The sequence below is a fragment of the Bacillus sp. CHD6a genome (assembly GCF_001293645.1).
Lineage (GTDB): Bacteria > Bacillota > Bacilli > Bacillales > Bacillaceae_I > Sutcliffiella_A.
Map to the genome: position 1 here is coordinate 1 of NZ_LBMD01000038.1, position 21,574 is coordinate 21,574.

Here is a 21,574-nt window from a genome sequence, read left to right on the forward strand (position 1 = left end):
TTTAGTGGTTTTGATGTTCACCGGTAGTCATAGGTGTTCAATGAGGACAATGTTTAGGAGTATTGATGTTCACCGGTAGTCATACCGGTTCAATGAGGACAATGTCCAGGAGTATTGATGTTCACCAGTAGTCATACCGGTTCAATGAGGACAATGTTCAGGAGTATTGAAGTTCACCAGAAGTCATACGGGTTCAATGAATACAACGTTCAGGAGTATTGGAATTTACCCCACCCCAGAGTCATACGGTTGATTCCCCGACAAACAAAATCCAAGCGTTCCACACAAAACAAAAACAAAAGCTATCCATAAATTCAATATGGGTAGCTTTCTTTAAATGAATTTTATATAATTCAAAGCAGAACGTTTAGGAAGTGATACATGATGTTGAATAAAAAAATCGGTTTTATCGGAAGTGGAAAGATGGCAGAGGCTATTATTGGTGGGCTTATAAAGTCAGAGCTTGTTCCCGCCAATCAAATATTCGCCAGTGCCAAAACAAGAGAAACGATAGAGAAGATGGCAAATAAGTACGCTATTGAAACAACTATTCACAACAGGGAAATAGCTACAAGAGCTGATATGCTAATCTTGGCAGTGAAACCAGATCTGCACAAAGAGGTGATAGAAGAAATTTCTGACGTAGTGAAAAGTGATACTGTCATTATTACCATTGCAGCTGGTATTTCATTGGATTTTCTTGAGTCAACTTTTGGGGAAAATATTAAGGCGGTGCGTGTAATGCCGAATACACCTTCTTTGGTAGGGGAGGGTATGAGCGCTATTTGTGCGAATGGTGCCGTTAATGAAGAGGAATTACAAGATGTCATCAGTCTTTTTGAAAGCTTTGGTAAAGCGGAGGTACTACCTGAAAAGCTGATGGATGCTGTTCCTGCTGTTAGCGGATCGTCACCTGCCTATGTGTATATGTTTATTGAAGCGTTGGCGGATGGGGCAGTCCAGCAGGGCATTGCACGAAGTCAAGCTTATACCATGGCAGCCCAGGCCGTCCTTGGTGCTGCGAAAATGGTTCTTGATACTGGCAAGCACCCTGGGGAATTAAAGGACAATGTGTGTACTCCAGGTGGTGCTACGATTGAAGCTGTCACAACATTGGAGAAGAAGGGCTTTCGATCTGCGGTAGTTTCTGCAATGGAAGCGTGTACGGAAAAGTCAAAAAAACTGAAAGATACGAAATAAAAGAAACCCACTCACCACAAGGTAGAGTGGGTTTCTTGCTTATTCAAACAACTCAAGAAATTCCCCGTATCCTTCTGCTTCAAGTTGTTCTTTCGGTACAAATCGGAGCGCAGCAGAGTTCATGCAATATCTTAAGCCTGTTGGCTCGGGACCGTCATCAAAAACATGGCCAAGGTGCGCGTTGCCTAATTTACTGCGGATTTCGGTTCGTACAGAGAAAAGACTACGGTCTTCAAGCTCCACTAAATTTTCTGCGACTAAGGGTTTGGTAAAACTAGGCCAACCTGTGCCAGAATCGTATTTATCAGTAGAACTGAACAATGCTTCCCCAGAAATTAAATCCACATAAATCCCTTCTCCTTCAAAGTCCCAATATTCATTATTGAACGGTTCTTCTGTTCCATCCTCCTGCGTGACGTAATATTGTTCAGCAGTTAAAACGGAACGTAATTCATCTTTAGATAAATGGAGAAAGGTCGTGCCGTCATTCTCTACCTCCGGAGTAATATCCCGGTCATCTCCCCATACCTTATCAAGAAACTCGTCACGTCCTGAGTTGTCTCGGTAAAAGTCATAGCGGACAGGGTTTTTAAGATAATAGTCTTGATGATAGTCTTCTGCAATATAAAAGGTTTCTGCTGCCCTTATCTCCGTCACGATCGGTTCATCAAAACGGCCAGAGGCGATGATCTCTTCTTTTGATTTTACGGCGAGTTTCTGCTGCTCTTCGCTATGATAGAAGATTTCAGAACGATAAGGAGTCCCTTTATCAACGAATTGTCCATTGTCATCAGTTGGATCAATTTGTCTCCAGAAGACGTCTAACAAAGTTTCATAAGTTATGATAGTAGGATTATAGGAAACAATGACAGCCTCCACATGACCCGTTTCTCCAGTTGTTACCTCATCATAGGCAGGATTTTCTACATTTCCACCGGTATATCCTGAAACAACTTCGTATACACCAGGAAGTTTTTCAAATGGAGGTTCCATACACCAAAAGCAGCCACCTGCAAATGTGGCATAGGCAATGTTTTCGGTTTCCTCAAGCTCAAAAGGCAAACTTCCAACAGATTTTTGTGTTACAGTCGCATACATTTTGGGTATAAAGAAGTAGGCGGCAAGACAAGCAATTACAAGAAGTAGACCCCAGAATTTTTTACTCATCACAGACTCCTTTTTTATGTCGTTATTACAATTATAACGTAAGCGATTCACTGACCTCTACTAAAGATATGCTTCTTCAAAATTTTCCATGTTTTGATTTCGTGAACAATCTATATTACTATTGTAATAGATTTGATTGAAAAATCATTTTCAACAATGGAGGACTTCAATGAACATATTCTTAACTGGTGCTACTGGATTTTTAGGGGGAAGGCTGATTCGCAACCTCTTGGAAGGAGAGCACACGGTCTATATATTAGCTAGAAACATGAAAAAAGCAACGGCATTAAAAGAAGACCTGCCCGTTTCTTTACAAGAAAGGGTTACCATCCTAAACGGGGATATTGGTAAGCCGGAATTTGGAATATCATCTGATCAATTTGCTGCAATTACCAATAAAATCGATATTTTCTACCATCTTGCGGCATTAGTGAAATTTGATCATCATCTACGGGATACACTTATGGAAATGAATTACCATGGAACGAAAAATGCCTTAGAAGTTGCAGTTACAATTGGAGTGAAAAAATTTATTCACGTTAGCACCGCATACACGGTGGGAGTATCTAATCTAGGTCAGGAAAAACTCTATAACTTACAACAGAACTTCAATAATCCATACGAGGAGAGTAAGGCCCTTGCAGAACACGAAGTTATGAGATATCAGGATAAGATGGACGTTTCCATCTTTAGGCCTGCTATCATCGTCGGAGATTCTAAGACTGGTGAAGCGGACTCAAACTTTACCCTTTATGGATTTATGAGAGGGCTAGAGCTTTTTAAACGAAAACTTGAGCGCAAAAATTATGAGGAAAGAGTCCACCTGGTTGGTTCCAAAGATGGCACTTCCAATCTTGTTCCGGTTGATTATGTAGCAGATATACTAACAATTGCAGCTAACAAAGCGGAGAAGAACACCATCTACAATATTACCAATCCCACGCCTCCTACTAACAGGGAGATATTGGAGACGATTAAAGAACACCTGCATTTTCATTCACTTGGGATCTATGAGAAAGATACAAATTTCTCTTTAACGCCGGTAGAATTACAGTTGAATAGTTTAATTGATGTATTTGGTCCATATCTTGATCGCAGTATTTCATTTGCCGATCAAAATACTCAAAAACTTCTAAAAGATAGTCCTGTTGCTCATTTGAACATGACAAAAGAAATATTGGAAATTATTATCCGTGCTTATTTTGAATCAGAAAAAGAAAAAGTGGAAATATAAATACATTGCAAGGAAGCGAGTGGAGACCGTTGTATAGGTTTTCACTCTTTTTTTGTTTATAATTAATGAATAACCTACATACAAATTTCCCCTTTTTGAATGGCGAAAGAAGCAGGTGATAAGACGATGAAAAATATTCTAGCAGTTTTTATAGGAGGGGCAATTGGTACCCTGTTAAGGTATGGGGTTACTTTAAGTACTGCTGACATTGCTTTTCCACTAGGAACACTTCTTGTGAATTTCGTTGGAAGCTTCTTATTGGGTACCTTTACAGGATGGATTATCCAAAGAAAAGTAAATGAATATATGAAAATTGGGTTTGGTACCGGATTGTGTGGGGGTTTTACGACGATGTCTACTTTAGCTGCAGATGTATTTTTACTTGAGGCACAATCTACCCTGTTGGCTACTACTATTTATCTGTTCTCATCCATTGTAGGTGGGCTTTTGTTTGCTTTCCTTGGACTTATATTGGGACAATTTGCGAGGAGGTTAGTATGAGTCAAACGGCCCTATATTTTTTACTTGCCGTTGGGGGAGGGGCTGGGGCCTCGTGCAGGTATTTGATTGGATTGGCGCTTATGAAAAAGTTTCCTACCCCGCGTATTCCGATAGCAATGCTCATTGTAAATATCTTAGGGTCTTTTGGGTTAGGTTTACTAAATGGGAATCTAGATTCAAAAGTCCTTTCTAACGACGCTTTGTTTGTTTTTCTTGGTTTTGGTTTCTTTGGTGCATTTACGACTTTTTCAACATTTAGTGTGGAAGCTGTACAGTTAGTCATGGGAAAAAAATATTCACATGCCCTCATTTATTTAAGCTTAAGCATTTTGGGTTCTATTATAGGATTTTTACTTGGATATTATCTGAATTAAAAAGGAAAACTCGTTAGTGCTTAGTGAGTTCCCCTTTTTAGTTAGTTCGTATTACGTTTCTTGTGATAAAGTCACTTTTTACTTGAGCAGGTAACGTGAGAATTATGGACTTGCTAAACCATTGATTTCGATATTGAAGATCGCCGCCATGAGCGAGTAAGATCGTATAGGCGGAATAGAGCGTGGTGTCTTTTTCATTTGGACGTAAATTTTGTAATTGAAGCAATGTTTTTATTGGGTCTTTTTCAGCGTTCCCCTCTTTCATGACTAACTCGAATATTACTTCATTGTGCTGAAGATAGTGTTTAAGCTGAAGTCGTTTCGTCACGCCGGCTTTTGAATAGATACAAAACTTAATGATGGTTGAGATAGATTCTGCAAGTAAATGCAAGTTTCCATTTAACCTTAAATTACGATCGCTGTTAATTTGAAAATTTATGTTGTGATCGTTCGCGTATAGTTGGATGTCTGATGCGACAAGATCAAGTAATTCCTTAGACGATAGTGGCCTTGAAGAGAATGTTTCTGTCTTAGCGAGTTTAATATAGGAATCTATTATTTTTTCGGCACGGTTCAACTCGGTCAGAATGATGGGGACATATTCCTTGTTGGCCCTATTGTGTTCTGCTCCAAGCAATTGAATGAATCCTTTTACCATGGTTAAGGGTTGTTGAAACTCTTTGGATACTTCGTCAGCAATGGTATGGATATGGTATAGTTTTTTCATTTTTTTATATTGATTCTGTATCTGAACTAATCCACTAAAATACTCCACTATGTAAAATAAAAGCAAAGTAGAACCAATAAACACGATATCTGTGCTTATGATGCTCATCCACTCTTTGTCTAAAATTACAAAAGTAATGCCATGTAATATAGCACCAATCCCGGCTATGGTTGAAATCAATAAATATTTGAGCGAGTTTGAATAGACTCTCCACTTTGTTTGAACCAAAAATGGCACCACAGCTAAAAAAGGGATGAGAAAATAAGCATGTAAGTAGTTAAGAGGAGTTGGGAAAAATAAAGGATAGATAAATAAAGCAGTGACCGTCAATATTCCAGCCATATACCCGCCATATAATATGGCCATGATAACTGGAATACCACTTAAGTAAAGAGTGGTGTCACTTGCGACATGTATAGGAAATGTCGAACATAGAAGGGCTGAAATGGTGCAATAAAAAAAGACGGCGAGTTGCCTTCTGAATTCTGAAGGCTTCCTATAACCCTTATGTACCAACACATAGTATAAAAGAAGAGGAACGATCAAAAAAAACAGTTGCAATAAAATATCTTTCAAAAAGTTCATGACGAGACCCCTTACTCAGATGCTATAAGTACTTTTATTCATTTACAAAGTACCATAAATTGAAAGAAAATTCTATACAATTAAAAGAAAAATGTAGAAATAAGGTGGAAAAATCATGCAGGGAAAAGTGGAATTACTAGAATTATATAAGCTCCTATGGAATAGTCGCTCCATGGATAGCAAAGATGGTTGTGATGAAAACGAACTTTTGCAGCAGGCAATTAGAAGGGAGCTAAAGGATGAATTGACACACCCAAGAACGAGAAAACAACCGTTAGAAAAATATTATTTAGCGGTTAAACGAATAACGGAGTCGCAGTTAGACCCATTTGAACAATTATTGCTTATTAAAGAATTTACGATGGCTTTGAATGAGATAAAAAAAGAAAGCTGACCATTCCGAGAATCATGGCAGCTTCTTCTATAATCCAAATATGGAACGAAATACATTGCGGCGCTTTTGTTGTGGAGGTTGGTCAAAGATAAGTGGGGGTTCCATTTTTTTTGCTGCAGGGGTTTGTAATTGATCTAACATACTCTCTAGTCTGTCCACTTTCTTTGTAAGCTCTTCTATCTCTTTTCTCTGTTGCAGCAGTTGATAGGATACAACTTCATCAGCCTTTTGCTGAACCATTTGCTCTGTTCTGCTCACTCTCTCAGACAAAGTTACCAGCTGATCGTCCACTGTTTTGCTCTTATCACTTGAAACAGTCATGTTTTCAACGTGTATCTCATTGCTGTCTGTGTCAAAGTCGACGTCTAATGCACCTGCTACCTCAGAGTTTGCTTTAAGTGTTTCAAGACGCGCCAGTGCTTCTGCATCATAAACATAATGCCCATAATCATTTTTGCGACAAGGGATTTCGTATTTTTGGACCCACTTACGAATCGTTCTTGGTGCCATACCTAATTCTTTTGCCACTTCATGTGTTTTTAATTCCATTCAAACTCCCTCCCTTTACTAATGTATTTCTTCATTTGAAAACAACTTCCTCCATGTTAGACAAAAGTAGTGATTGTTCGGCAAAAATAGAAGAAATCTAGCAATGATTTATCTTTTGTCTGCAAATAAAGGAAAAATTTCCTATAGAAATATGCCTAGATAACTATAAAAAGAGGTTACGAAAAAATAGATATCCTTTTATAATAGGAAGACAGGGTTCAGGAGGATTAACGAAGAGGTTTCTTTGCAGAAATCTGAATATTTAAAATAGAAAACAAAGCGAAGGAATGGTCCATATGATAAATCTTGAACAACCAACTACTGTTAAGACAACCAAAATGGATATTGGGAGTAAGATTAAATTTTTTCGCATTCAAAAAGGATTAAAACAAGATGATCTTGCAAGAGGAATTATCTCCGTTTCTTACTTGTCCAAAATTGAGAATAACTTAACCTCTCCTAGTGAAGAAGTGTTGAGACTGTTATGTGAGCGCCTTGAAGTAAGTCTTATTGAACAGCAGGACGATACGATTTTTCAAGAACTCATGTCATGGTATAAGTTAATGACTACAAGTGAAAGCCAAGAAATAAAGCGAAGGTATGAGGGCCTGGTAAAAAAAGTTCAATCTGTTAACACCAAAACTTATATGTTTTTTGTACTTTTTGAATTGCGCTATTACCTCTACCTTCAAAACATAGAACAATCGAGGGTGCTTATTGAAAAGTTACAACAGTTTCTGGATATTTTCGATATTCACATGCATTACTATTTTCAAAAATTCTATTCTATTTATGAATATAGAATGAACAATTTTGTTCAAGCACTGGAACACTTAAAGGTAGCTGAACAATTATTGCAAAGGAATTCCAATCTTGAAAAATCAGAAGAGGCCGACCTCTACTATCTCTTCGGTCTTACATATAGTCAAACAATGAAGGAACCACTGAGCATCACCTACACTACTAAAGCACTTCAAGAATTCCAAGCCAGCTATGATTTCAAAAGAAGCGCAGAGTGCCAGGTGTTACTTGGCATCTGCTATCGTAGAATCGGTGAATACGACCGCTCAGAAAAAAGTTACCTACTTGCTCAGAAATTGTCAGAGTCACTTAATAATATGTATCTTCAATCTCTCATCTATCATAATCTTGGTAAGCTATACTCCATACAAGGCCAGCATGTAGAAGCAATCAAAGAATATGAAAAAAGCTATTTTCTTAAACATCATGATAGACCACTAAGTAAGCTAACTTCTATATATTGTATTTTACTGGAATATGATAAACTGGGCGATTATTTAGAGTGCAGAAAATGGTTGACACTTGGTCAAAAACTTTTACCAAATTCCGAAGATGCCATTGAATATCATTATTACTTTTCCATCCATGAATGCATTCTTGCAGGAGATTTTGTGAAATTTGATCAAATATTTTTGGAGCAAGCTTTGCCATACTTTCAAGAAAAAGATCTTAAGGAACCACTCATCATTTATGCTGAACGCCTGGCTCAATATTTTGAAGCCAGTTATAAATATAAAAAGGCAAGTTATTACTATTCTTTAGGATATAAAGAACTAAAGAAACAAACTTTTCTATAAGAAGGAGATGGATCAAATGAAAAAAAGATTGGTTTTGTTGGGGATGGCGTTTTTCTTACTATTGGGAGGTGCTTCGGTGACTCAGGATGCAGGTGTGGATCCAACGCAGGAAGTTTTATTAGCTACAAAAGATCAGCATCCAGACCCTATTCCGGGAGGATGATTAATTTGTTTGACCTTGACCTTACTCAATAGAGTGAGGTCATTTTTTAATTAAGCAGCATATTTGATAGTTTCAATTCGAGATATATGGGTACAAGATAAGTTAGAAGGTAATGGGCATCATTTAAGAACAAACATGAAAAATCCTTTAAAAATTAGTACAGGGAGTGTTTGACAATGACTACCAATGTAAAATTGGCGATTATCTATTACAGTTCAACAGGTACGAACTATAAGCTGGCAAAAACGGCCGAAGAGGAAGCGAAGGCAAGCGGTGCAGAGGTAAAGTTGGTTAAGGTCCCAGAGCTTGCCCCGCAACAAGCAATTGACTCTAATCCAGCTTGGAAGCAACATTTGGAGGAAACAAAGGACGTACCGGAAGTAAGTTTGGATGACCTTACATGGGCAGATGCCTATATCTTCAGTGTCCCAACTAGATATGGAACAGTTCCTGCTCAAATGAAGCAATTCCTTGATACAACAGGAGGACTTTGGGCAGAGGGGAAACTCGCAAATAAAGTTGCAAGCGCCATGACATCTGCAAGCAATCCTCACGGTGGACAAGAACAAACCATCTTAAACCTTTATACTACTATGTATCATTGGGGAGTCATTATCGCCGCCCCAGGTTATACAGACAATTCTATTTTTGAAGCCGGTGGAAATCCATATGGAACAAGTGTGACAGCTGATCAAGAAGGTAACTGGAAAGAGGACGTTGCTGCAGCAGTCAAACATCAGACAAAACGAACCCTTCAGGTGGCAAGTGCCATCAAAGCTGGCATGCAATAGACAACTAACAAATACCCATCACTAGTGTGGTGGGTATTTCATATATGTAAAAAAATTCTTTGATTTTAGTATCTTTATCAACACCACTGTTGATTTCCGCAAATGGCTTCGCTTTCGTAGGGGCTGACGTGAGCCTCCTCGCTACGAAAAGGCCACTGAAAAAGTCTTGATTTTTATATTTTTATAAACACCGCTGTTGATTTCCGCAAATGGCTTCGCTTTCCTAGGGGCGCTGCTGGAGCCTCCTCGGCTACGCCTGTGGGGGTTCCACCTAGCGCTATCTCCCTCAGGAGTCTTCGCCTTTTGCTCCAATCACCAGCTAGGAATCAGTAAAACTTTACGTTTTCAGTTTATCAGTGGCCTCGCTAAGCCTGGGGGTCTCTACCTAACGCTATCTCCCTCAGGAGTCTTCGCCTATTGCTACGATTACCAGCTAGGAATCAGTAAAATTTTACGGTATTAGTTTTTCAGTGGCTTCGCTACGACTGGGGGTTTCCAAACGCTATCTCTTACGGGGTAGTAGCGGGAATGTTGAGACCCCTGAAGCTTTTTGAGGTTGCTCAAGGTCCCCCAGTTAAAAGCGCAGTCATTTCGGAAAGGAACAGCGGTGGTACACAAGACTACTTAAGTTTGTAAATGTTAAAAGAACCGGGCGCTTTTGCCCGGTTTTTCTTACAACGCTAATCCTTTTGAATGGTTTGTTTATTTCTTTTATATTTTCTAATGAAGTAGGCCCTTTGAACAAATAAGTAAGCAAGGTAGACAGTCGAACAAAATATCGCTACCATCATATTAAAAAGCATTCCCCCTATATATAGGAGTCCATCGACCTTGCTTGTAAGGAAGTACCAAATTGTCGTAGTGATAAACCATGTAAGGATAATAAAAGAGAGACTAATTGCGGTATGGAAAAAGAATGCCCCTTTACGCGCCACCATTTGAGAGACATATGCATAGCTCACAAGTGTCGTGGAAACAATGGCCAACAAATTCAATAGCATGATATAGTCATACATCTCCATCACAAAACTCCTTTTTACCATTTATATAGCGGGACAGATTCCTACGTGAGTACCTAGGCAAAATATTTGCATAATCGCCGTAATAGGACATAATTAATATATATTTGAGAATAGGAAGGTGAATAAAATGAAAAGTTTAGCGTCTACAACAACCCTACATAATGGAGTGGAAATGCCTTGGTTTGGTCTTGGTGTATTTAAGGTCGAAGAAGGTCAGGAAGTAGAATCTTCTGTAAAGATTGCTATTCATGCAGGTTACAAAAGTATCGATACAGCAGCCATCTACAAAAATGAAGAAGGTGTAGGAAAAGGGATCAGAGAATCCGATGTGCCTCGTGAAGAACTTTTCATTACGACAAAAGTATGGAATGCAGATCAGGGTTATGAATCTACTTTAAAAGCTTTTGATGAAAGTATGGAAAAACTAGGTCTAGAATATCTGGATCTATATCTTGTCCACTGGCCTGTTAAAGGAAAGTATGTAGAAACTTGGAAAGCATTAGAAAAGCTTTATAAAGACGGAAAAGTCCGTGCCATTGGGGTGAGCAACTTCCAAATTCACCACCTTCAGGATATCCTAGATGTGGCTGAGGTAAAACCAATGGTGAATCAGGTAGAATATCATCCAAAGCTATCTCAAGTGGAGCTGTTAAATTTCTGTAAAGAAAATGGCATTCAAATGGAAGCGTGGTCTCCACTGATGCAAGGTCAGCTGTTGGACAATGACGTATTAAAAGATATTGCAGCAGCTCATAATAAGTCTGTTGCACAAGTCATTCTTCGCTGGGATCTTCAAAATGGTGTGGTAACCATTCCAAAGTCTGTCAAAGAGCACCGTATTAAAGAAAATGCAGATATTTTCGATTTTGAATTGTCAGAAGATGAGATGCAGAGAATTCATGCATTAAATGAAGACAAACGTGTAGGTCCAGATCCGGACAATTTTGATTTTTAATCTTAGAGAAAATGAAGGTGCATGGCGAAGTCGCCCTGCACCTTAACTTTTATTCCACTTCTAATTCTTCTTGCTGGTGTTCGTGTAATTCATCTTTTTCTACATGTATCTGAACATAATGCAGACCAGTTTCTTTCATGGTCGCTTTTGCTTCATAGACACCATCACTGACTTCTTTTGCATCTACGAATTCATGTTTCTCTGAATCTTCGTGCCAAATTTCAAAACGAACAGTCGCATCTGTTAATACGGCATCTTCTTGCTTAATTTCTGTGGATAATGTAGTTTCTTGATTCGCTTTTACAGCGTCTGTTGGTTTTAATGTCATATCTAAGCTGCTCTCATGCCCATGATGATCATTATGATCTGTTTTTTCATGTGTCTCATGGTCGTGACTGTGACCTTCTTCTTCATGCTCTTCTTTCTCAGAAGGCTCTGGATTTCCAACAGTTAATTCAACACGTGGCATGACATGCATATCCCTTGCAGTAGTATGCGCCACTACATAGTAAAAGCCTTCCTCTTCAAAAGTTGTCGTGATGGAGTATATTCCAGATCCATCATTTGAAGCTTCCACCATTTCATGATCCGATTCTTGACCTTGTTTCCATACCTCAAACTTCACTTCACTGGCATCATCTACATTCTCTTCACCTTGAGTGACATGTGCTTCTAGTTTAACTTCTTCATTCGGCTCTACTACTTCAGGGAGCTTAATTTCTACTTCTACGATACTAGGCATTTCATCTTTATTCCCGTTTGTATGTTCATTGTTATTAGTAGACCCGCAAGCTGCTAGCATCAATAATGACAGCAAGCTGATAAATAGAATTAATTTTTTCAAAAAAAACTCTCCTCTCATTCAATGACTTCATTATAACTAGTATCCTAACGGAAAATTTCATCAAAAAGATCAATCTTGTGAACAAAAATAGTATGATATAGGTAATGGCCATAAATGCATGAATCTATACATAGGGAGTGTTTGAAGTTGATAAAGCATTTACAAAGCAAAAAAGAATTACTCGAAGGGTTTCAAGTATTAAAGGAATTAAGGCCACATCTAACGGAAGATACTTTTATGGAGATATATGAAACTATGCAAAAAGAGGGCTACGAATTACATGCATATGTTGAAAAAGAAAAAATGGTCGCTGTTACGGGAATTATCATGCTTACCAATTTTTATGATGGCCGTCATATATATGTGTATGATCTAGTGACTAAAGGGACAGCCAGATCAAAAGGATATGGGGAGAAATTACTTACGTACATAGAGGGATTAGGAAAAGAACGAGGTTGCGAGAAAGTAACGTTGTCATCAGGCTTACCAAGGGTAGATGCTCATAGATTCTATGAAAAGAAAATGGATTACGACAAAGCTAGTTACGTATTTAGAAAAGAGCTGTAGCGGAGATGCTACAGCTCTTCTCCTTTCAAAAAAGAAGGCCCAAATTCCGTCGGAACGGGAGCATGGACCGTCACACTTTCTTCCATAAACGGGTGGGGGACAGTTAATTTCCATGCGTGCAGGCTATGACGATGATGGTTGTTTTTAGATCCATAAAGCTTATCGCCATAAATGGGATGGCCGATACTGCTCATATGTACTCTGATCTGATGCGTTCTTCCTGTATCAAGTGACAGCTCTACAAGTGTTAATTGTTCTTTTGGAAAGGATTTTAACACTTGGTAATGAGTAATTGCTTTTTGTCCATTTGGAGAGACTCTTCTCCTGGAAGCGTGATGGCGGTCTTTTCCAATAGGCTTATCCACCATTCCTTTTGATCTGCTCATAACTCCTTCAACAAGTGCCAAATAGGTTCGTTTAACTTTCCGTTCTTCTAGCATCCTGTCTAAGATAGCCCCGCTTATGGCATGCTTTGCGAACAGAATTGCTCCACTAGTGTCTTTATCCAATCGGTGTACATGACGTACTTTAGATGGAATTTCGTTCTTTTTGAAATAATGTGCCACTCCATTGGAAAGAGAGTGTATATGTTGATCTGAGGAGGGGTGGGTGTCCATTCCTGCTTCCTTATTCACTACTAATAAGTGTTCAGTTTCGTAGATAATTTCCATATTCATTTCGGTGGCAATTGGTGAAATCTCTTCTGGTAAAATAGGGATGAAAATTTGGTCGCCTTCTTGAAGTGGCTTTGTCCAATTAGGAATGTCTCCATTCACCAATACATGTTTGGACATCCTTAATTCATGAAGAAGTCCTTTGGGAATTCCAATTACATCTTTTAGGTAATTTTGTAATGGTAGGGACGGATTATTTGTTACGGAAATTGTTAGCTTTTGTTTGTTCATTATTAGCTCCTTCAGGATATATTTCTCTGTTGATATTCCTTAGAATGTCAAATTATACTGTCGTAATGAGTCTATGGATTCCATTAACTACCTACCCAAATAAAGATACATTTATGTTACTCTTTTGATATAGAGAAGTTACAAGGGTGGTTTTAATTCGTGAAAGTAGTATACGCTTCAACTCCAGAGCAAGAGGACCATATCGGGGAATTGGTCCAACACCTCTTAACGAACATTCTTCCTTATTATTTCACAGATAAAGAGATAGAAAACCTTGCACAGCAATTATCCCTTCACACTGGAGAAGTCCATGATACTTTTTCCGATTACAATGGAACATTGAAAGAAGCATTTCATATCATATCATGCCTTCAAGCAATTATTGCAGTAATTGAGACAATCCAAGAAGAGGACTTACTCACCAAGCATCGTGAAATATTTAAACGGAATGTCAATATGTTAAGGGAGTTTGGATTTTCATTTCCATTCTCAATTGATCAATTTGTTCAAAAACCTAGCAAGCCGAACATTTTCAGTAAGTTCATTAGACCTTCTAATCATTTTTTGATTTGAAAAATCGGTAAAATTTCCGCAATTGACTTCACTTTCCGCGGGACGGTACTCTAGTCTTCGCCTATTCTCAACAGAAGAAAACTCCTGGCGATTATTCGCTAGGAGTTTCCTTTACTTTTTCGAACCATTCGGCGTAGACGCTGCTGTCTTGGTGGTAGTTCTCTAAGCGCTCAACTTCTTGTCCATCTACGAAATGGATGAAGGTAGGAGTAGAATTAATTCGATAATCGTCCCAACCTTGATTAAATTCTTCTAAATTGTAAAGTTCCATATCTATTCCCATCTCTTCAGCCATTGGAACAACGACAGGGCTTGTTTGTTTACAGGCAGGGCAAGTGGAGCTGTAGAAATAAATCGTTTTGGTTTCTCCAGCGTCCAGGTCTTCTTTCAATTGATCAGGAGTAATGATGTTTTGGTAGAGTGGATCATCAAGCTGCTTTTGAGTTTCAGTATGAAGCTTGTCCTTACCGAAAGGATTCCCTTCCACGTTTTGTTTTTGCTGAATATTAGTTACCACAACCAGTGCTATAAAGATGGCCATGATGACCGCCATAATAATGATGAGTTTTTTCATGATTCATTACCTGCTTTCTTTGAAAGTTTTTTTACATAAACCAATATCACCGTAATGGATGTAAAACCGATAAGTGCTAAAAACGGGATAGTGATAAAACCTATCCAATTGATATATTGACCAGTACAAGGTACCACTCCACAAGAAACGGAGTTTTCGCTGAAAAACGCAACTTTTTGGACCAAGTAGTGATAGATGGAAATGGTTCCTCCAATTATGGATAAAGGAAGAACGTAAGTTGCAATGCCCGCATCTTTTTTCACCGCAGCAATTCCAAGCAGTATGACTAAGGGATACATTAATATTCGTTGATACCAACATAGCTCACAAGGTATGTATAACAATACTTCGGAAAAATATAAGCTACCAAGGGAAGCAACAAGGGCAATGATTGCTGAGGCAAGCAACAAGTTCTCTATTTTTTTGGAATAATCCACGGTAACTCTCCTCTTTTGAATTCAAGATACTTTTCCTAAAATTATAGTCGTTACTTTTCATTATTGCAAAACTAATCCTATCCTTTGAATATGAACTTTTTTCACTTTAAGAAAGAAAGCGGTTTCCAACAGAAGTTTTATCTTGTACAATAATTATGGAATCGATTTCATTTATGTAAACAGAAAAGATCATAATAGATAGACTTAGGTTAGGAGAGGATTTTTTATGCCAACTCAACAATGGTGGAAAGAAGCAGTAGTGTATCAAATATACCCACGAAGCTTTAATGATTCAAATGGAGATGGAATAGGGGATATTCAAGGAATCATTGAAAAACTTGACTACTTAAAAGAACTTGGCGTAGATGTAATCTGGCTTTCCCCTGTATATAAGTCTCCCAACGACGATAATGGATATGACATCAGTGACTATAAGAATATTATGGATGAGTTCGGGACAATGGATGATTGGGAAGAAATGCTTGCCCAAATGCATAATAGGGGTATCAAATTAATTATGGATCTTGTGGTAAACCATAGTTCAGATGAACATGAATGGTTCAAGGAGTCCCGTAAGTCCAAAGCTAATCCTTACCGAGACTATTACATTTGGAGACCTGGAAAAAATGGCGCTGAGCCGAATAACTGGGAGGCAACGTTTGGTGGATCTGTTTGGGAATACGATGAGCAGTCGGATGAATACTTCCTGCATCTTTTTTCAAAAAAACAACCAGATTTGAACTGGGAAAATCCAAAGCTTCGTGAAGAAGTATATGACATGATGAAATTCTGGTTAGATAAGGGTATTGACGGATTCCGTATGGATGTAATTAATTTTATCTCCAAAGTGGATGGATTGCCAGATGGGGAAAAGGTGGAAGGGAAGAAGTACGTTTCTGGTCATCAGTATTTCATGAATGGACCTCGTATCCATGAATTTCTTCAAGAGATGAATGAAAAAGTATTGTCCCAATATAATGTCATGACAGTTGGTGAAATGCCAGGCGTATCTCCTGAGGAAGGAAAACTTTATACAGGAGAAGAGCGCAAGGAATTAAACATGGTCTTCCAATTTGAACATATGGATCTTGATACACAGCCAGGAAAAAATAAGTGGCACTTAAAACCATTAGACTTGCGTGATTTAAAGAAGTCACTTGGCAAATGGCAGTCCGAGCTTGAAGACGGCGGATGGAACAGCTTATATTGGAACAATCATGACCAACCACGTATCGTATCAAGATGGGGAAATGACAAGGAATACCGTGTCACTTCTGCAAAAATGTTGGCAACATGTCTTCATATGATGAAGGGGACGCCATACATCTACCAAGGGGAAGAGCTTGGGATGACCAATATTAAATTTGACTCGATAGAAGACTACAAAGATATTGAAACACGGAATATGTATACGGAACGTGTAATCGAAAATGGAGAAAATCCACATGATATCATGGAATCCATTTACACAAAAGGCCGTGATAACGCTAGAACTCCAGTTCAGTGGAATGCATCTGAACATGCAGGTTTTACAACAGGTACTCCATGGATCAAGGTGAACGAAAATTTTAAAGAGATCAATGCAGAAAAAGCGATGGCAGAGGAAGACTCTATTTTCCATTATTACCGAAAATTAATCCATCTTCGTAAACAACATGAGGTTATTGTGTATGGTTCATTTGAAATGTTGTACAATGACCATGCTGAAATCTTTGCATATACTCGTACCCTTGGAGACGAGACATTACTTGTTGTGACAAATTTCTCGGGAAATAACCATACTTTCGACAGTTCGAAAGACCTAAATAATGCAGAACTACTTATATGTAACTATGATACAGCTGAAAAGGAATCACATTCTTTTCATTTGAGACCTTGGGAAGCTAGAGTGTACAGTATTTGATACAGGAAGGACAGGTCCCTTGACTCACTTTTGGTGGGCAGGGGCCTGTCCTTTATTGTTTTTTGTTTCTTTATGATAAAATTGGGGAATAAGTAATATTGGGCATTCTCCGTTTACATTAGAACTGGACCCATTTTTATTTGTTTGTACATAAGGATAGGAGATGATGGCATTGTCAAAAATCGATTTATCTAAATTTGAGAAAAAAATGATTATCAGAAACATAGAAATGAAAGACATAGATGATATTATTGCCCTTCAGCACTTGTGCTTTCCAGGCATGCAGCCTTGGAAACCGGAACATCTCGAAAGTCATTTAAACATGTTCCCGGAAGGACAGCTATGCGCAGAATATGATGGGGAAATAATTGGTTCATGCTCAAGCTTGTTGATTAACTTTGATGAATATGATGACCGTCATACATGGGATGACATAACTGATGAGGGGTACATTACCAACCATAATCCAGATGGTTATAACCTTTATGGAATTGAAGTAATGGTGCATCCTGGCTTCCGACGGATGAAGGTGGGGCATAGGCTGTACGAAGCTAGGAAAGATCTTGCACGCAGGCTTAATTTAAAGAGTATCATCATTGGCGGACGCATCCCAAACTACCATAAATATGCGGAAGAGATGACTCCACGTGAGTATGTTAGGCAAGTAATGCGTCATAAAATTTATGATCCCGTGCTTTCCTTTCAATTGTTGAATGAGTTTACTTTAATGCGTATTAACCCGGGCTATCTGCCTGATGATGTTGCATCGAACAAATATGCGACACTTATGGAATGGAACAATGTAGAGTACATCCCGCAAACTAAACGTCATTTCAAAACTTCGTTCCCTGTAAGAATTTGTGTGGTTCAGTACATGATGAAATCCATTAGCTCCTTCGAGGAGTTTGCCACACAGGTGGAGTATTACACAGATGTCGCTTCAGATGCAGGTGCTGATTTTGCTGTGTTCCCAGAGATTTTTACGACTCAGTTAATGAGCTTTCTCCATGAAAAGGTACCTAGCAAAGCAGTTCAGCGTTTAACGGAGTTTACAGAACAGTACATTCAGTTATTTACAGACCTTGCAGTAAAGTACAACGTGAATATTATTGGTGGTTCCCACTTTGTTGAGGAGGATGAGAAGGTATTTAACATTGCTTATCTATTCCGCCGAGATGGTACGATTGAAAAACAGTACAAATTGCATATCACACCGAACGAAAGAAAATGGTGGGGGATTAGCCGCGGTGACAGTGTTCGTGTCTTTGATACGGATTGTGGAAAAATCGCGATTCAAATCTGCTATGATATCGAGTTCCCTGAGCTTGCCCGCATTGCAACAGAAAAGGGAGCAAACATTATCTTCTGTCCATTTAATACAGAAGACCGCCAAGGCTACTTGCGTGTCCGTTATTGTGCGCAGGCCCGTGCTGTGGAAAACCAAATATACACGGTTATCGCAGGAACATGTGGGAACCTACCTCAGGTGGAAAACATGGATATCCAGTACGCTCAATCCGCTATATTTGCACCATCAGACTTCGAATTTGCGAGGGACGGGATTGTAGGAGAGTGTAACCCGAATATTGAAATGGTAATCATCGGGGATGTGGACTTAGAGATCCTCCGCCGCCAGCGTCAGTCAGGGACAGTGCGTCAATTGAAAGACCGCCGCAGGGATGTTTATGAGATTAAGTATAAAAAATGATTTATGTAAGAAAGCGATCCTTCTGTGGGGTCGTTTTTTTTATGTGTTTTACGATTATTGAGGGGATGAATGAGGACAATGTTTGGGGGGGGTTGAAGAATAAGGTAGTCATACGAGGTCAATGAGGACAATGTTAAGATGTTTCTGAGGAATAAGGTCGTCATACGAGGTCAATGAGGACAATGTTTGGGTGTTTTTAAGGAAGGAGGTAGTCATACGAGGTCAATGAGGACAATGTTTAGATGTTTTGAGGAAGGAGGTAGTCATACGAGGTCAATGAGGACAAAGTTTGTGTGTTTTTGAGGAAGCAGGTAGTTATACGGGAGCAATGAGGACAAAGTTTGTGTGTTTTTGAGGAAGGAGGTAGTCATACGGGGTCAATGAGGACAAAGTTTGTGTGTTTTTGAGGAAGGAGGTAGTCATACGAGATCAATGAGGACAAAGTTAAGATGTTTCTGAGGAAGGAGGTAGTCATACGAGGTCAATGAGGACAATGTTAAGATGTTTCTGAGGAAGGAGGTAGTCATACGAGGTCAATGAGGACAAAGTCTGGATGTTCTTAAGATAGAATGTCGTCATACGAGGTCAATGAAGCCAATGTCTATGTGTTTTTGGAGTAGAAAGTCATCATACCAATTCGAATAAATCCTGGACAATAAAATGAACCCCATAATGGAGTTCATTTCAATCATATTTAAGTCACTGTTTAGCTTGCCCGACGATATCGATACTGCTGCCACTGAAATCTGAGAAAACATCCTACGCAAAATCCCATCAAAGCAACTCCTGAAGCAATACCTACCATAATGGCAAACACAAAACCAATAACAACAAATCCGGAATAAAAACCGAAAAGCGACAATCCCAAGCAGGCTACCGCAATGCTCTGATTAAATTGCAGCTGAGCAACATCTTCCTGAACATAAAATCCTGCGGGCTTAGAGAGGAATCTTCTGGCAACAATAAGAGCAGGATTCCATTTCAACAACAATCCCATAAATCCTGAAACCAGAGGTAATACCATTATAAAATATAAACCTGTTGCAAGTGAAAGAATGACAGAAGTCAAAATGAACCATTGATTAAAAGTTACTAACGGTTTTGGTATCGTACTATTTTCCATATACAATTAATCCCACCTGTATTATCGGATATTTGTTAGTAACATCATACTCTAAACTACAAGATAAGTTCAATAAATAAAAACTGGATATTGTTGTTTTTAGTAAATTATTAAAAAAATATAAAAAAGGCTTGCAAAATTGAATGCGTTTTCTTATTATGTATCTAAAGGTAATAACCTTTTAGTAAAGGTAACAATATTATTATCATTTTAGAAACATCCAGACATTTTAGGAGGGAATTAGAATGAAATATTTTTTAGATAGTGCAAAAATTGAAGAGATTCGTTATGCGTACAAGAATTGGGGAATTGATGGGGTTACAACTAATCCAAGACATATCATGAACAGCGGCAAGCCTTTTTTGACAGTTTTAAAAGAATTAGGGGAAGAATTTAAAAACGTGGAGAACTTTCCTATCTCCGTTGAAATCAACCCACATTTAGAAGATCCTGAAGAAATGGTACGTGAAGGAAAAGAGATTGCTAGTTTATCAAGCAACTTCATCATCAAGATCCCTTGCACGGAGCCAGGCCTGATTGCTGCCAAAAGACTTGAGGAAGAAGGAATTCGTACAAACGTAACATTGGTATTCTCTCCTTCTCAAGCTTTACAACCTGCTAGAATCGGAGCGAAATTTGTTTCTCCTTTCGTAGGTTGGAAAGAAAACAGTGGAGAAGATACAGCTCCATACATTCAAGACATTGTAGATATCTACAAAATGTACCATGTGAAAACGGAAATAATTGTTGCAGCTCTTCGCAATGGTAAGCAAATTGCAGATGCAGCTAAAGCTGGTGCAGATATTGTGACATGTGGCTTTGATGTATATAAAGCAAGCTTTGCACATCCATTCACTGATTACGGTCTAGGAGTTTTCCGCGACGCTTGGGATAACACTGCTAAAGAATTAGAAGAAGTGAAGTAATATAATTAGCTGGGCTCTTCATCAAGAAGAGCCCCTATAATAAACTCGCAATATAGGAGAGTTGTAAATGTCTAAGCTAGAAATGTTAAGGTCACTTAATACAAATCTATCCATTTTCGAGATAAATGATAAAGAATTCTTACCTTTTGGTAGAATAGTAGAAGAATACGATTTTACAAGTTATCTTAACTATATGAATGAAACGGATATTCCTAACGAAGGAAATATCTATATGGCATCGATTCCGGAAATGGAACAAAGAACGCCTTCCGAATTAATTAAAAATAACTTTTATGGTGGAATGGACATTCAAGTTGGTTATTGTAACGGAGTAAATTCCACTTTAAATGGTTTGGAGTACCATAAATCCAGCGAAATTAATGTGGCAGGTACCGATATGATTTTATTACTAGGACAGGTACAAGATATTGTAGATAATTCTTTTAAAAGTAATAATGTAACCGGTTTCTTCGTGCCAGAGGGCAAAGCAGTGGAACTCTACGCTACAACGCTCCATTTTGCTCCTTGTAAAGTGCGGGATGAAGGGTTTAAAACGGTTGTTATTCTACCAAAAGGTACGAATGAACCTCTAAATGAAGGTCTTGTAAGGAAGTCAAAGGAAGATCAACTGTTATTTATGAAAAACAAGTGGCTTTTAGCCCATCCGGAAAGGGAAGTGCTCATGAATAAAGGGGCCTATCCGGGAATTGATGGGGAAAATATTGAAATTTCCTATAAAATGTAAACGCTTAAA

24 protein-coding genes are annotated in these 21,574 nt (G+C 38.5%); 15 read left to right on the top strand and 9 right to left on the bottom strand.

Going from position 1 to position 21,574, the window contains the following annotated elements; translation table 11 throughout:
- Positions 1 to 384: 384 nt before the first annotated feature.
- Positions 385 to 1,200: a pyrroline-5-carboxylate reductase gene (gene proC / locus AAV98_RS18720; protein WP_197284334.1), complete on the top strand. Its 816-nt coding sequence runs from the start codon at positions 385 to 387 to the stop codon at positions 1,198 to 1,200.
- Between the two features lie 39 nt (positions 1,201 to 1,239).
- Here the strand turns inward: proC and msrA are convergent, their stop codons facing one another.
- Positions 1,240 to 2,367 (bottom strand): peptide-methionine (S)-S-oxide reductase MsrA, encoded by a 1,128-nt coding sequence (gene msrA / locus AAV98_RS18725; RefSeq protein ID WP_060667035.1) that lies wholly within the window; start codon positions 2,365 to 2,367, stop codon positions 1,240 to 1,242.
- Positions 2,368 to 2,536: 169 nt separating this feature from the next.
- Between msrA and AAV98_RS18730 the strand changes: the two genes are divergently transcribed.
- The 3 genes from AAV98_RS18730 to crcB all read left to right on the top strand — a co-directional run bounded on the left by AAV98_RS18730 (position 2,537) and on the right by crcB (position 4,476).
- Positions 2,537 to 3,601, top strand: coding sequence for an SDR family oxidoreductase (locus tag AAV98_RS18730; protein WP_060667036.1), 1,065 nt, complete (start codon positions 2,537 to 2,539; stop codon positions 3,599 to 3,601).
- 126 nt (positions 3,602 to 3,727) lie between these two features.
- Complete coding sequence (locus AAV98_RS18735; protein WP_060667037.1) at positions 3,728 to 4,102, top strand: fluoride efflux transporter FluC; 375 nt, start codon at positions 3,728 to 3,730, stop codon at positions 4,100 to 4,102.
- Positions 4,099 to 4,476 (top strand): fluoride efflux transporter CrcB, encoded by a 378-nt coding sequence (gene crcB / locus AAV98_RS18740; protein WP_060667038.1) that lies wholly within the window; start codon positions 4,099 to 4,101, stop codon positions 4,474 to 4,476. The genes AAV98_RS18735 and crcB overlap by 4 nt, the downstream gene beginning before the upstream one ends.
- 37 nt (positions 4,477 to 4,513) lie before the next feature.
- On the opposite strand, the gene AAV98_RS18745 is transcribed toward crcB, so the two are convergent.
- Positions 4,514 to 5,788 carry a histidine kinase dimerization/phospho-acceptor domain-containing protein gene (locus AAV98_RS18745; protein WP_060667039.1) on the bottom strand — a complete coding sequence of 425 codons (1,275 nt, stop codon included), beginning with the start codon at positions 5,786 to 5,788 and terminating at the stop codon, positions 4,514 to 4,516.
- 115 nt (positions 5,789 to 5,903) lie between these two features.
- Here AAV98_RS18745 and AAV98_RS18750 point away from each other — a divergent pair, with 115 nt between their 5' ends.
- Positions 5,904 to 6,182 carry a hypothetical protein gene (locus AAV98_RS18750; protein ID WP_060667040.1) on the top strand — a complete coding sequence of 93 codons (279 nt, stop codon included), beginning with the start codon at positions 5,904 to 5,906 and terminating at the stop codon, positions 6,180 to 6,182.
- Between the two features lie 27 nt (positions 6,183 to 6,209).
- Here AAV98_RS18750 and AAV98_RS18755 read toward each other — a convergent pair whose 3' ends face one another.
- Complete coding sequence (locus tag AAV98_RS18755) at positions 6,210 to 6,731, bottom strand: MerR family transcriptional regulator (RefSeq protein ID WP_060667041.1); 522 nt, start codon at positions 6,729 to 6,731, stop codon at positions 6,210 to 6,212.
- 296 nt (positions 6,732 to 7,027) lie between these two features.
- Here AAV98_RS18755 and AAV98_RS18760 point away from each other — a divergent pair, with 296 nt between their 5' ends.
- From AAV98_RS18760 to wrbA, 3 genes are all read left to right on the top strand, one after another.
- Positions 7,028 to 8,329, top strand: coding sequence for a helix-turn-helix domain-containing protein (locus AAV98_RS18760; RefSeq protein ID WP_060667042.1), 1,302 nt, complete (start codon positions 7,028 to 7,030; stop codon positions 8,327 to 8,329).
- A 16-nt stretch (positions 8,330 to 8,345) separates the two neighbouring features.
- On the top strand, positions 8,346 to 8,492 hold the full coding sequence (locus AAV98_RS20400; protein ID WP_156317860.1) for a hypothetical protein: 147 nt from the start codon (positions 8,346 to 8,348) through the stop codon (positions 8,490 to 8,492).
- Positions 8,493 to 8,668: 176 nt separating this feature from the next.
- On the top strand, positions 8,669 to 9,283 hold the full coding sequence (gene wrbA / locus AAV98_RS18765; RefSeq protein WP_060667043.1) for an NAD(P)H:quinone oxidoreductase: 615 nt from the start codon (positions 8,669 to 8,671) through the stop codon (positions 9,281 to 9,283).
- A gap of 680 nt (positions 9,284 to 9,963) precedes the next feature.
- On the opposite strand, the gene AAV98_RS18770 is transcribed toward wrbA, so the two are convergent.
- Complete coding sequence (locus AAV98_RS18770) at positions 9,964 to 10,305, bottom strand: hypothetical protein (RefSeq protein ID WP_060667044.1); 342 nt, start codon at positions 10,303 to 10,305, stop codon at positions 9,964 to 9,966.
- Between the two features lie 127 nt (positions 10,306 to 10,432).
- Between AAV98_RS18770 and AAV98_RS18775 the strand changes: the two genes are divergently transcribed.
- On the top strand, positions 10,433 to 11,260 hold the full coding sequence (locus AAV98_RS18775; RefSeq protein ID WP_060667045.1) for an aldo/keto reductase: 828 nt from the start codon (positions 10,433 to 10,435) through the stop codon (positions 11,258 to 11,260).
- 49 nt (positions 11,261 to 11,309) lie between these two features.
- On the opposite strand, the gene AAV98_RS18780 is transcribed toward AAV98_RS18775, so the two are convergent.
- Positions 11,310 to 12,104, bottom strand: coding sequence for a FixH family protein (locus AAV98_RS18780; RefSeq protein ID WP_060667046.1), 795 nt, complete (start codon positions 12,102 to 12,104; stop codon positions 11,310 to 11,312).
- Positions 12,105 to 12,251: 147 nt separating this feature from the next.
- On the opposite strand from AAV98_RS18780, the gene AAV98_RS18785 reads away from it, so the two are divergent.
- Positions 12,252 to 12,671, top strand: coding sequence for a GNAT family N-acetyltransferase (locus AAV98_RS18785; protein ID WP_331456880.1), 420 nt, complete (start codon positions 12,252 to 12,254; stop codon positions 12,669 to 12,671).
- 8 nt (positions 12,672 to 12,679) lie between these two features.
- Here the strand turns inward: AAV98_RS18785 and AAV98_RS18790 are convergent, their stop codons facing one another.
- Positions 12,680 to 13,576 (bottom strand): RluA family pseudouridine synthase, encoded by an 897-nt coding sequence (locus AAV98_RS18790; RefSeq protein WP_060667048.1) that lies wholly within the window; start codon positions 13,574 to 13,576, stop codon positions 12,680 to 12,682.
- 159 nt (positions 13,577 to 13,735) lie between these two features.
- Here AAV98_RS18790 and AAV98_RS18795 point away from each other — a divergent pair, with 159 nt between their 5' ends.
- On the top strand, positions 13,736 to 14,149 hold the full coding sequence (locus tag AAV98_RS18795; protein ID WP_060667049.1) for a DUF5365 family protein: 414 nt from the start codon (positions 13,736 to 13,738) through the stop codon (positions 14,147 to 14,149).
- A 91-nt stretch (positions 14,150 to 14,240) separates the two neighbouring features.
- Here the strand turns inward: AAV98_RS18795 and AAV98_RS18800 are convergent, their stop codons facing one another.
- Positions 14,241 to 14,723 (bottom strand): thioredoxin family protein, encoded by a 483-nt coding sequence (locus tag AAV98_RS18800; RefSeq protein WP_060667050.1) that lies wholly within the window; start codon positions 14,721 to 14,723, stop codon positions 14,241 to 14,243.
- Positions 14,720 to 15,160 carry a disulfide oxidoreductase gene (locus AAV98_RS18805; protein ID WP_060667051.1) on the bottom strand — a complete coding sequence of 147 codons (441 nt, stop codon included), beginning with the start codon at positions 15,158 to 15,160 and terminating at the stop codon, positions 14,720 to 14,722. Before AAV98_RS18805 ends, AAV98_RS18800 begins: the two co-directional genes overlap by 4 nt.
- 226 nt (positions 15,161 to 15,386) lie before the next feature.
- Here AAV98_RS18805 and AAV98_RS18810 point away from each other — a divergent pair, with 226 nt between their 5' ends.
- Positions 15,387 to 17,063: a glycoside hydrolase family 13 protein gene (locus AAV98_RS18810; RefSeq protein WP_060667052.1), complete on the top strand. Its 1,677-nt coding sequence runs from the start codon at positions 15,387 to 15,389 to the stop codon at positions 17,061 to 17,063.
- Positions 17,064 to 17,229: 166 nt separating this feature from the next.
- Positions 17,230 to 18,771, top strand: coding sequence for a bifunctional GNAT family N-acetyltransferase/carbon-nitrogen hydrolase family protein (locus AAV98_RS18815; RefSeq protein WP_060667053.1), 1,542 nt, complete (start codon positions 17,230 to 17,232; stop codon positions 18,769 to 18,771).
- Between the two features lie 706 nt (positions 18,772 to 19,477).
- Here the strand turns inward: AAV98_RS18815 and AAV98_RS18820 are convergent.
- Positions 19,478 to 19,894: a DUF4395 domain-containing protein gene (locus AAV98_RS18820; protein WP_060667061.1), complete on the bottom strand. Its 417-nt coding sequence runs from the start codon at positions 19,892 to 19,894 to the stop codon at positions 19,478 to 19,480.
- 245 nt (positions 19,895 to 20,139) lie between these two features.
- Between AAV98_RS18820 and AAV98_RS18825 the strand changes: the two genes are divergently transcribed.
- Together AAV98_RS18825 and AAV98_RS18830 are read left to right on the top strand one after the other, a co-directional pair.
- Entirely contained in the window at positions 20,140 to 20,820 is a 681-nt protein-coding gene (locus tag AAV98_RS18825; RefSeq protein ID WP_060667054.1) for a transaldolase family protein, read from the top strand.
- Positions 20,821 to 20,887: 67 nt separating this feature from the next.
- Positions 20,888 to 21,565 carry a DUF4867 family protein gene (locus AAV98_RS18830; RefSeq protein ID WP_060667055.1) on the top strand — a complete coding sequence of 226 codons (678 nt, stop codon included), beginning with the start codon at positions 20,888 to 20,890 and terminating at the stop codon, positions 21,563 to 21,565.
- The last annotated feature ends 9 nt before the right edge of the window (positions 21,566 to 21,574 follow it).

Excerpts from the sequence above, each read along its gene's own strand:
- AAV98_RS18815 (WP_060667053.1), top strand. The coding sequence starts at position 17,230 with ATGGCATTGTCAAAAATCGATTTATCTAAATTTGAGAAAAAAATGATT.
- AAV98_RS18825 (WP_060667054.1), top strand. The coding sequence starts at position 20,140 with ATGAAATATTTTTTAGATAGTGCAAAAATTGAAGAGATTCGTTATGCG.
- AAV98_RS18790 (WP_060667048.1), bottom strand. The coding sequence starts at position 13,576 with ATGAACAAACAAAAGCTAACAATTTCCGTAACAAATAATCCGTCCCTA.
- AAV98_RS18810 (WP_060667052.1), top strand. The coding sequence starts at position 15,387 with ATGCCAACTCAACAATGGTGGAAAGAAGCAGTAGTGTATCAAATATAC.
- AAV98_RS18735 (WP_060667037.1), top strand. The coding sequence starts at position 3,728 with ATGAAAAATATTCTAGCAGTTTTTATAGGAGGGGCAATTGGTACCCTG.
- wrbA (WP_060667043.1), top strand. The coding sequence starts at position 8,669 with ATGACTACCAATGTAAAATTGGCGATTATCTATTACAGTTCAACAGGT.
- AAV98_RS18775 (WP_060667045.1), top strand. The coding sequence starts at position 10,433 with ATGAAAAGTTTAGCGTCTACAACAACCCTACATAATGGAGTGGAAATG.
- AAV98_RS18770 (WP_060667044.1), bottom strand. The coding sequence starts at position 10,305 with ATGGAGATGTATGACTATATCATGCTATTGAATTTGTTGGCCATTGTT.
- msrA (WP_060667035.1), bottom strand. The coding sequence starts at position 2,367 with ATGAGTAAAAAATTCTGGGGTCTACTTCTTGTAATTGCTTGTCTTGCC.
- AAV98_RS18750 (WP_060667040.1), top strand. The coding sequence starts at position 5,904 with ATGCAGGGAAAAGTGGAATTACTAGAATTATATAAGCTCCTATGGAAT.
- AAV98_RS18755 (WP_060667041.1), bottom strand. The coding sequence starts at position 6,731 with ATGGAATTAAAAACACATGAAGTGGCAAAAGAATTAGGTATGGCACCA.
- AAV98_RS18745 (WP_060667039.1), bottom strand. The coding sequence starts at position 5,788 with ATGAACTTTTTGAAAGATATTTTATTGCAACTGTTTTTTTTGATCGTT.
- AAV98_RS18800 (WP_060667050.1), bottom strand. The coding sequence starts at position 14,723 with ATGAAAAAACTCATCATTATTATGGCGGTCATCATGGCCATCTTTATA.
- AAV98_RS18830 (WP_060667055.1), top strand. The coding sequence starts at position 20,888 with ATGTCTAAGCTAGAAATGTTAAGGTCACTTAATACAAATCTATCCATT.
- AAV98_RS18760 (WP_060667042.1), top strand. The coding sequence starts at position 7,028 with ATGATAAATCTTGAACAACCAACTACTGTTAAGACAACCAAAATGGAT.
- AAV98_RS20400 (WP_156317860.1), top strand. The coding sequence starts at position 8,346 with ATGAAAAAAAGATTGGTTTTGTTGGGGATGGCGTTTTTCTTACTATTG.
- AAV98_RS18820 (WP_060667061.1), bottom strand. The coding sequence starts at position 19,894 with ATGGAAAATAGTACGATACCAAAACCGTTAGTAACTTTTAATCAATGG.
- crcB (WP_060667038.1), top strand. The coding sequence starts at position 4,099 with ATGAGTCAAACGGCCCTATATTTTTTACTTGCCGTTGGGGGAGGGGCT.
- proC (WP_197284334.1), top strand. The coding sequence starts at position 385 with ATGTTGAATAAAAAAATCGGTTTTATCGGAAGTGGAAAGATGGCAGAG.
- AAV98_RS18730 (WP_060667036.1), top strand. The coding sequence starts at position 2,537 with ATGAACATATTCTTAACTGGTGCTACTGGATTTTTAGGGGGAAGGCTG.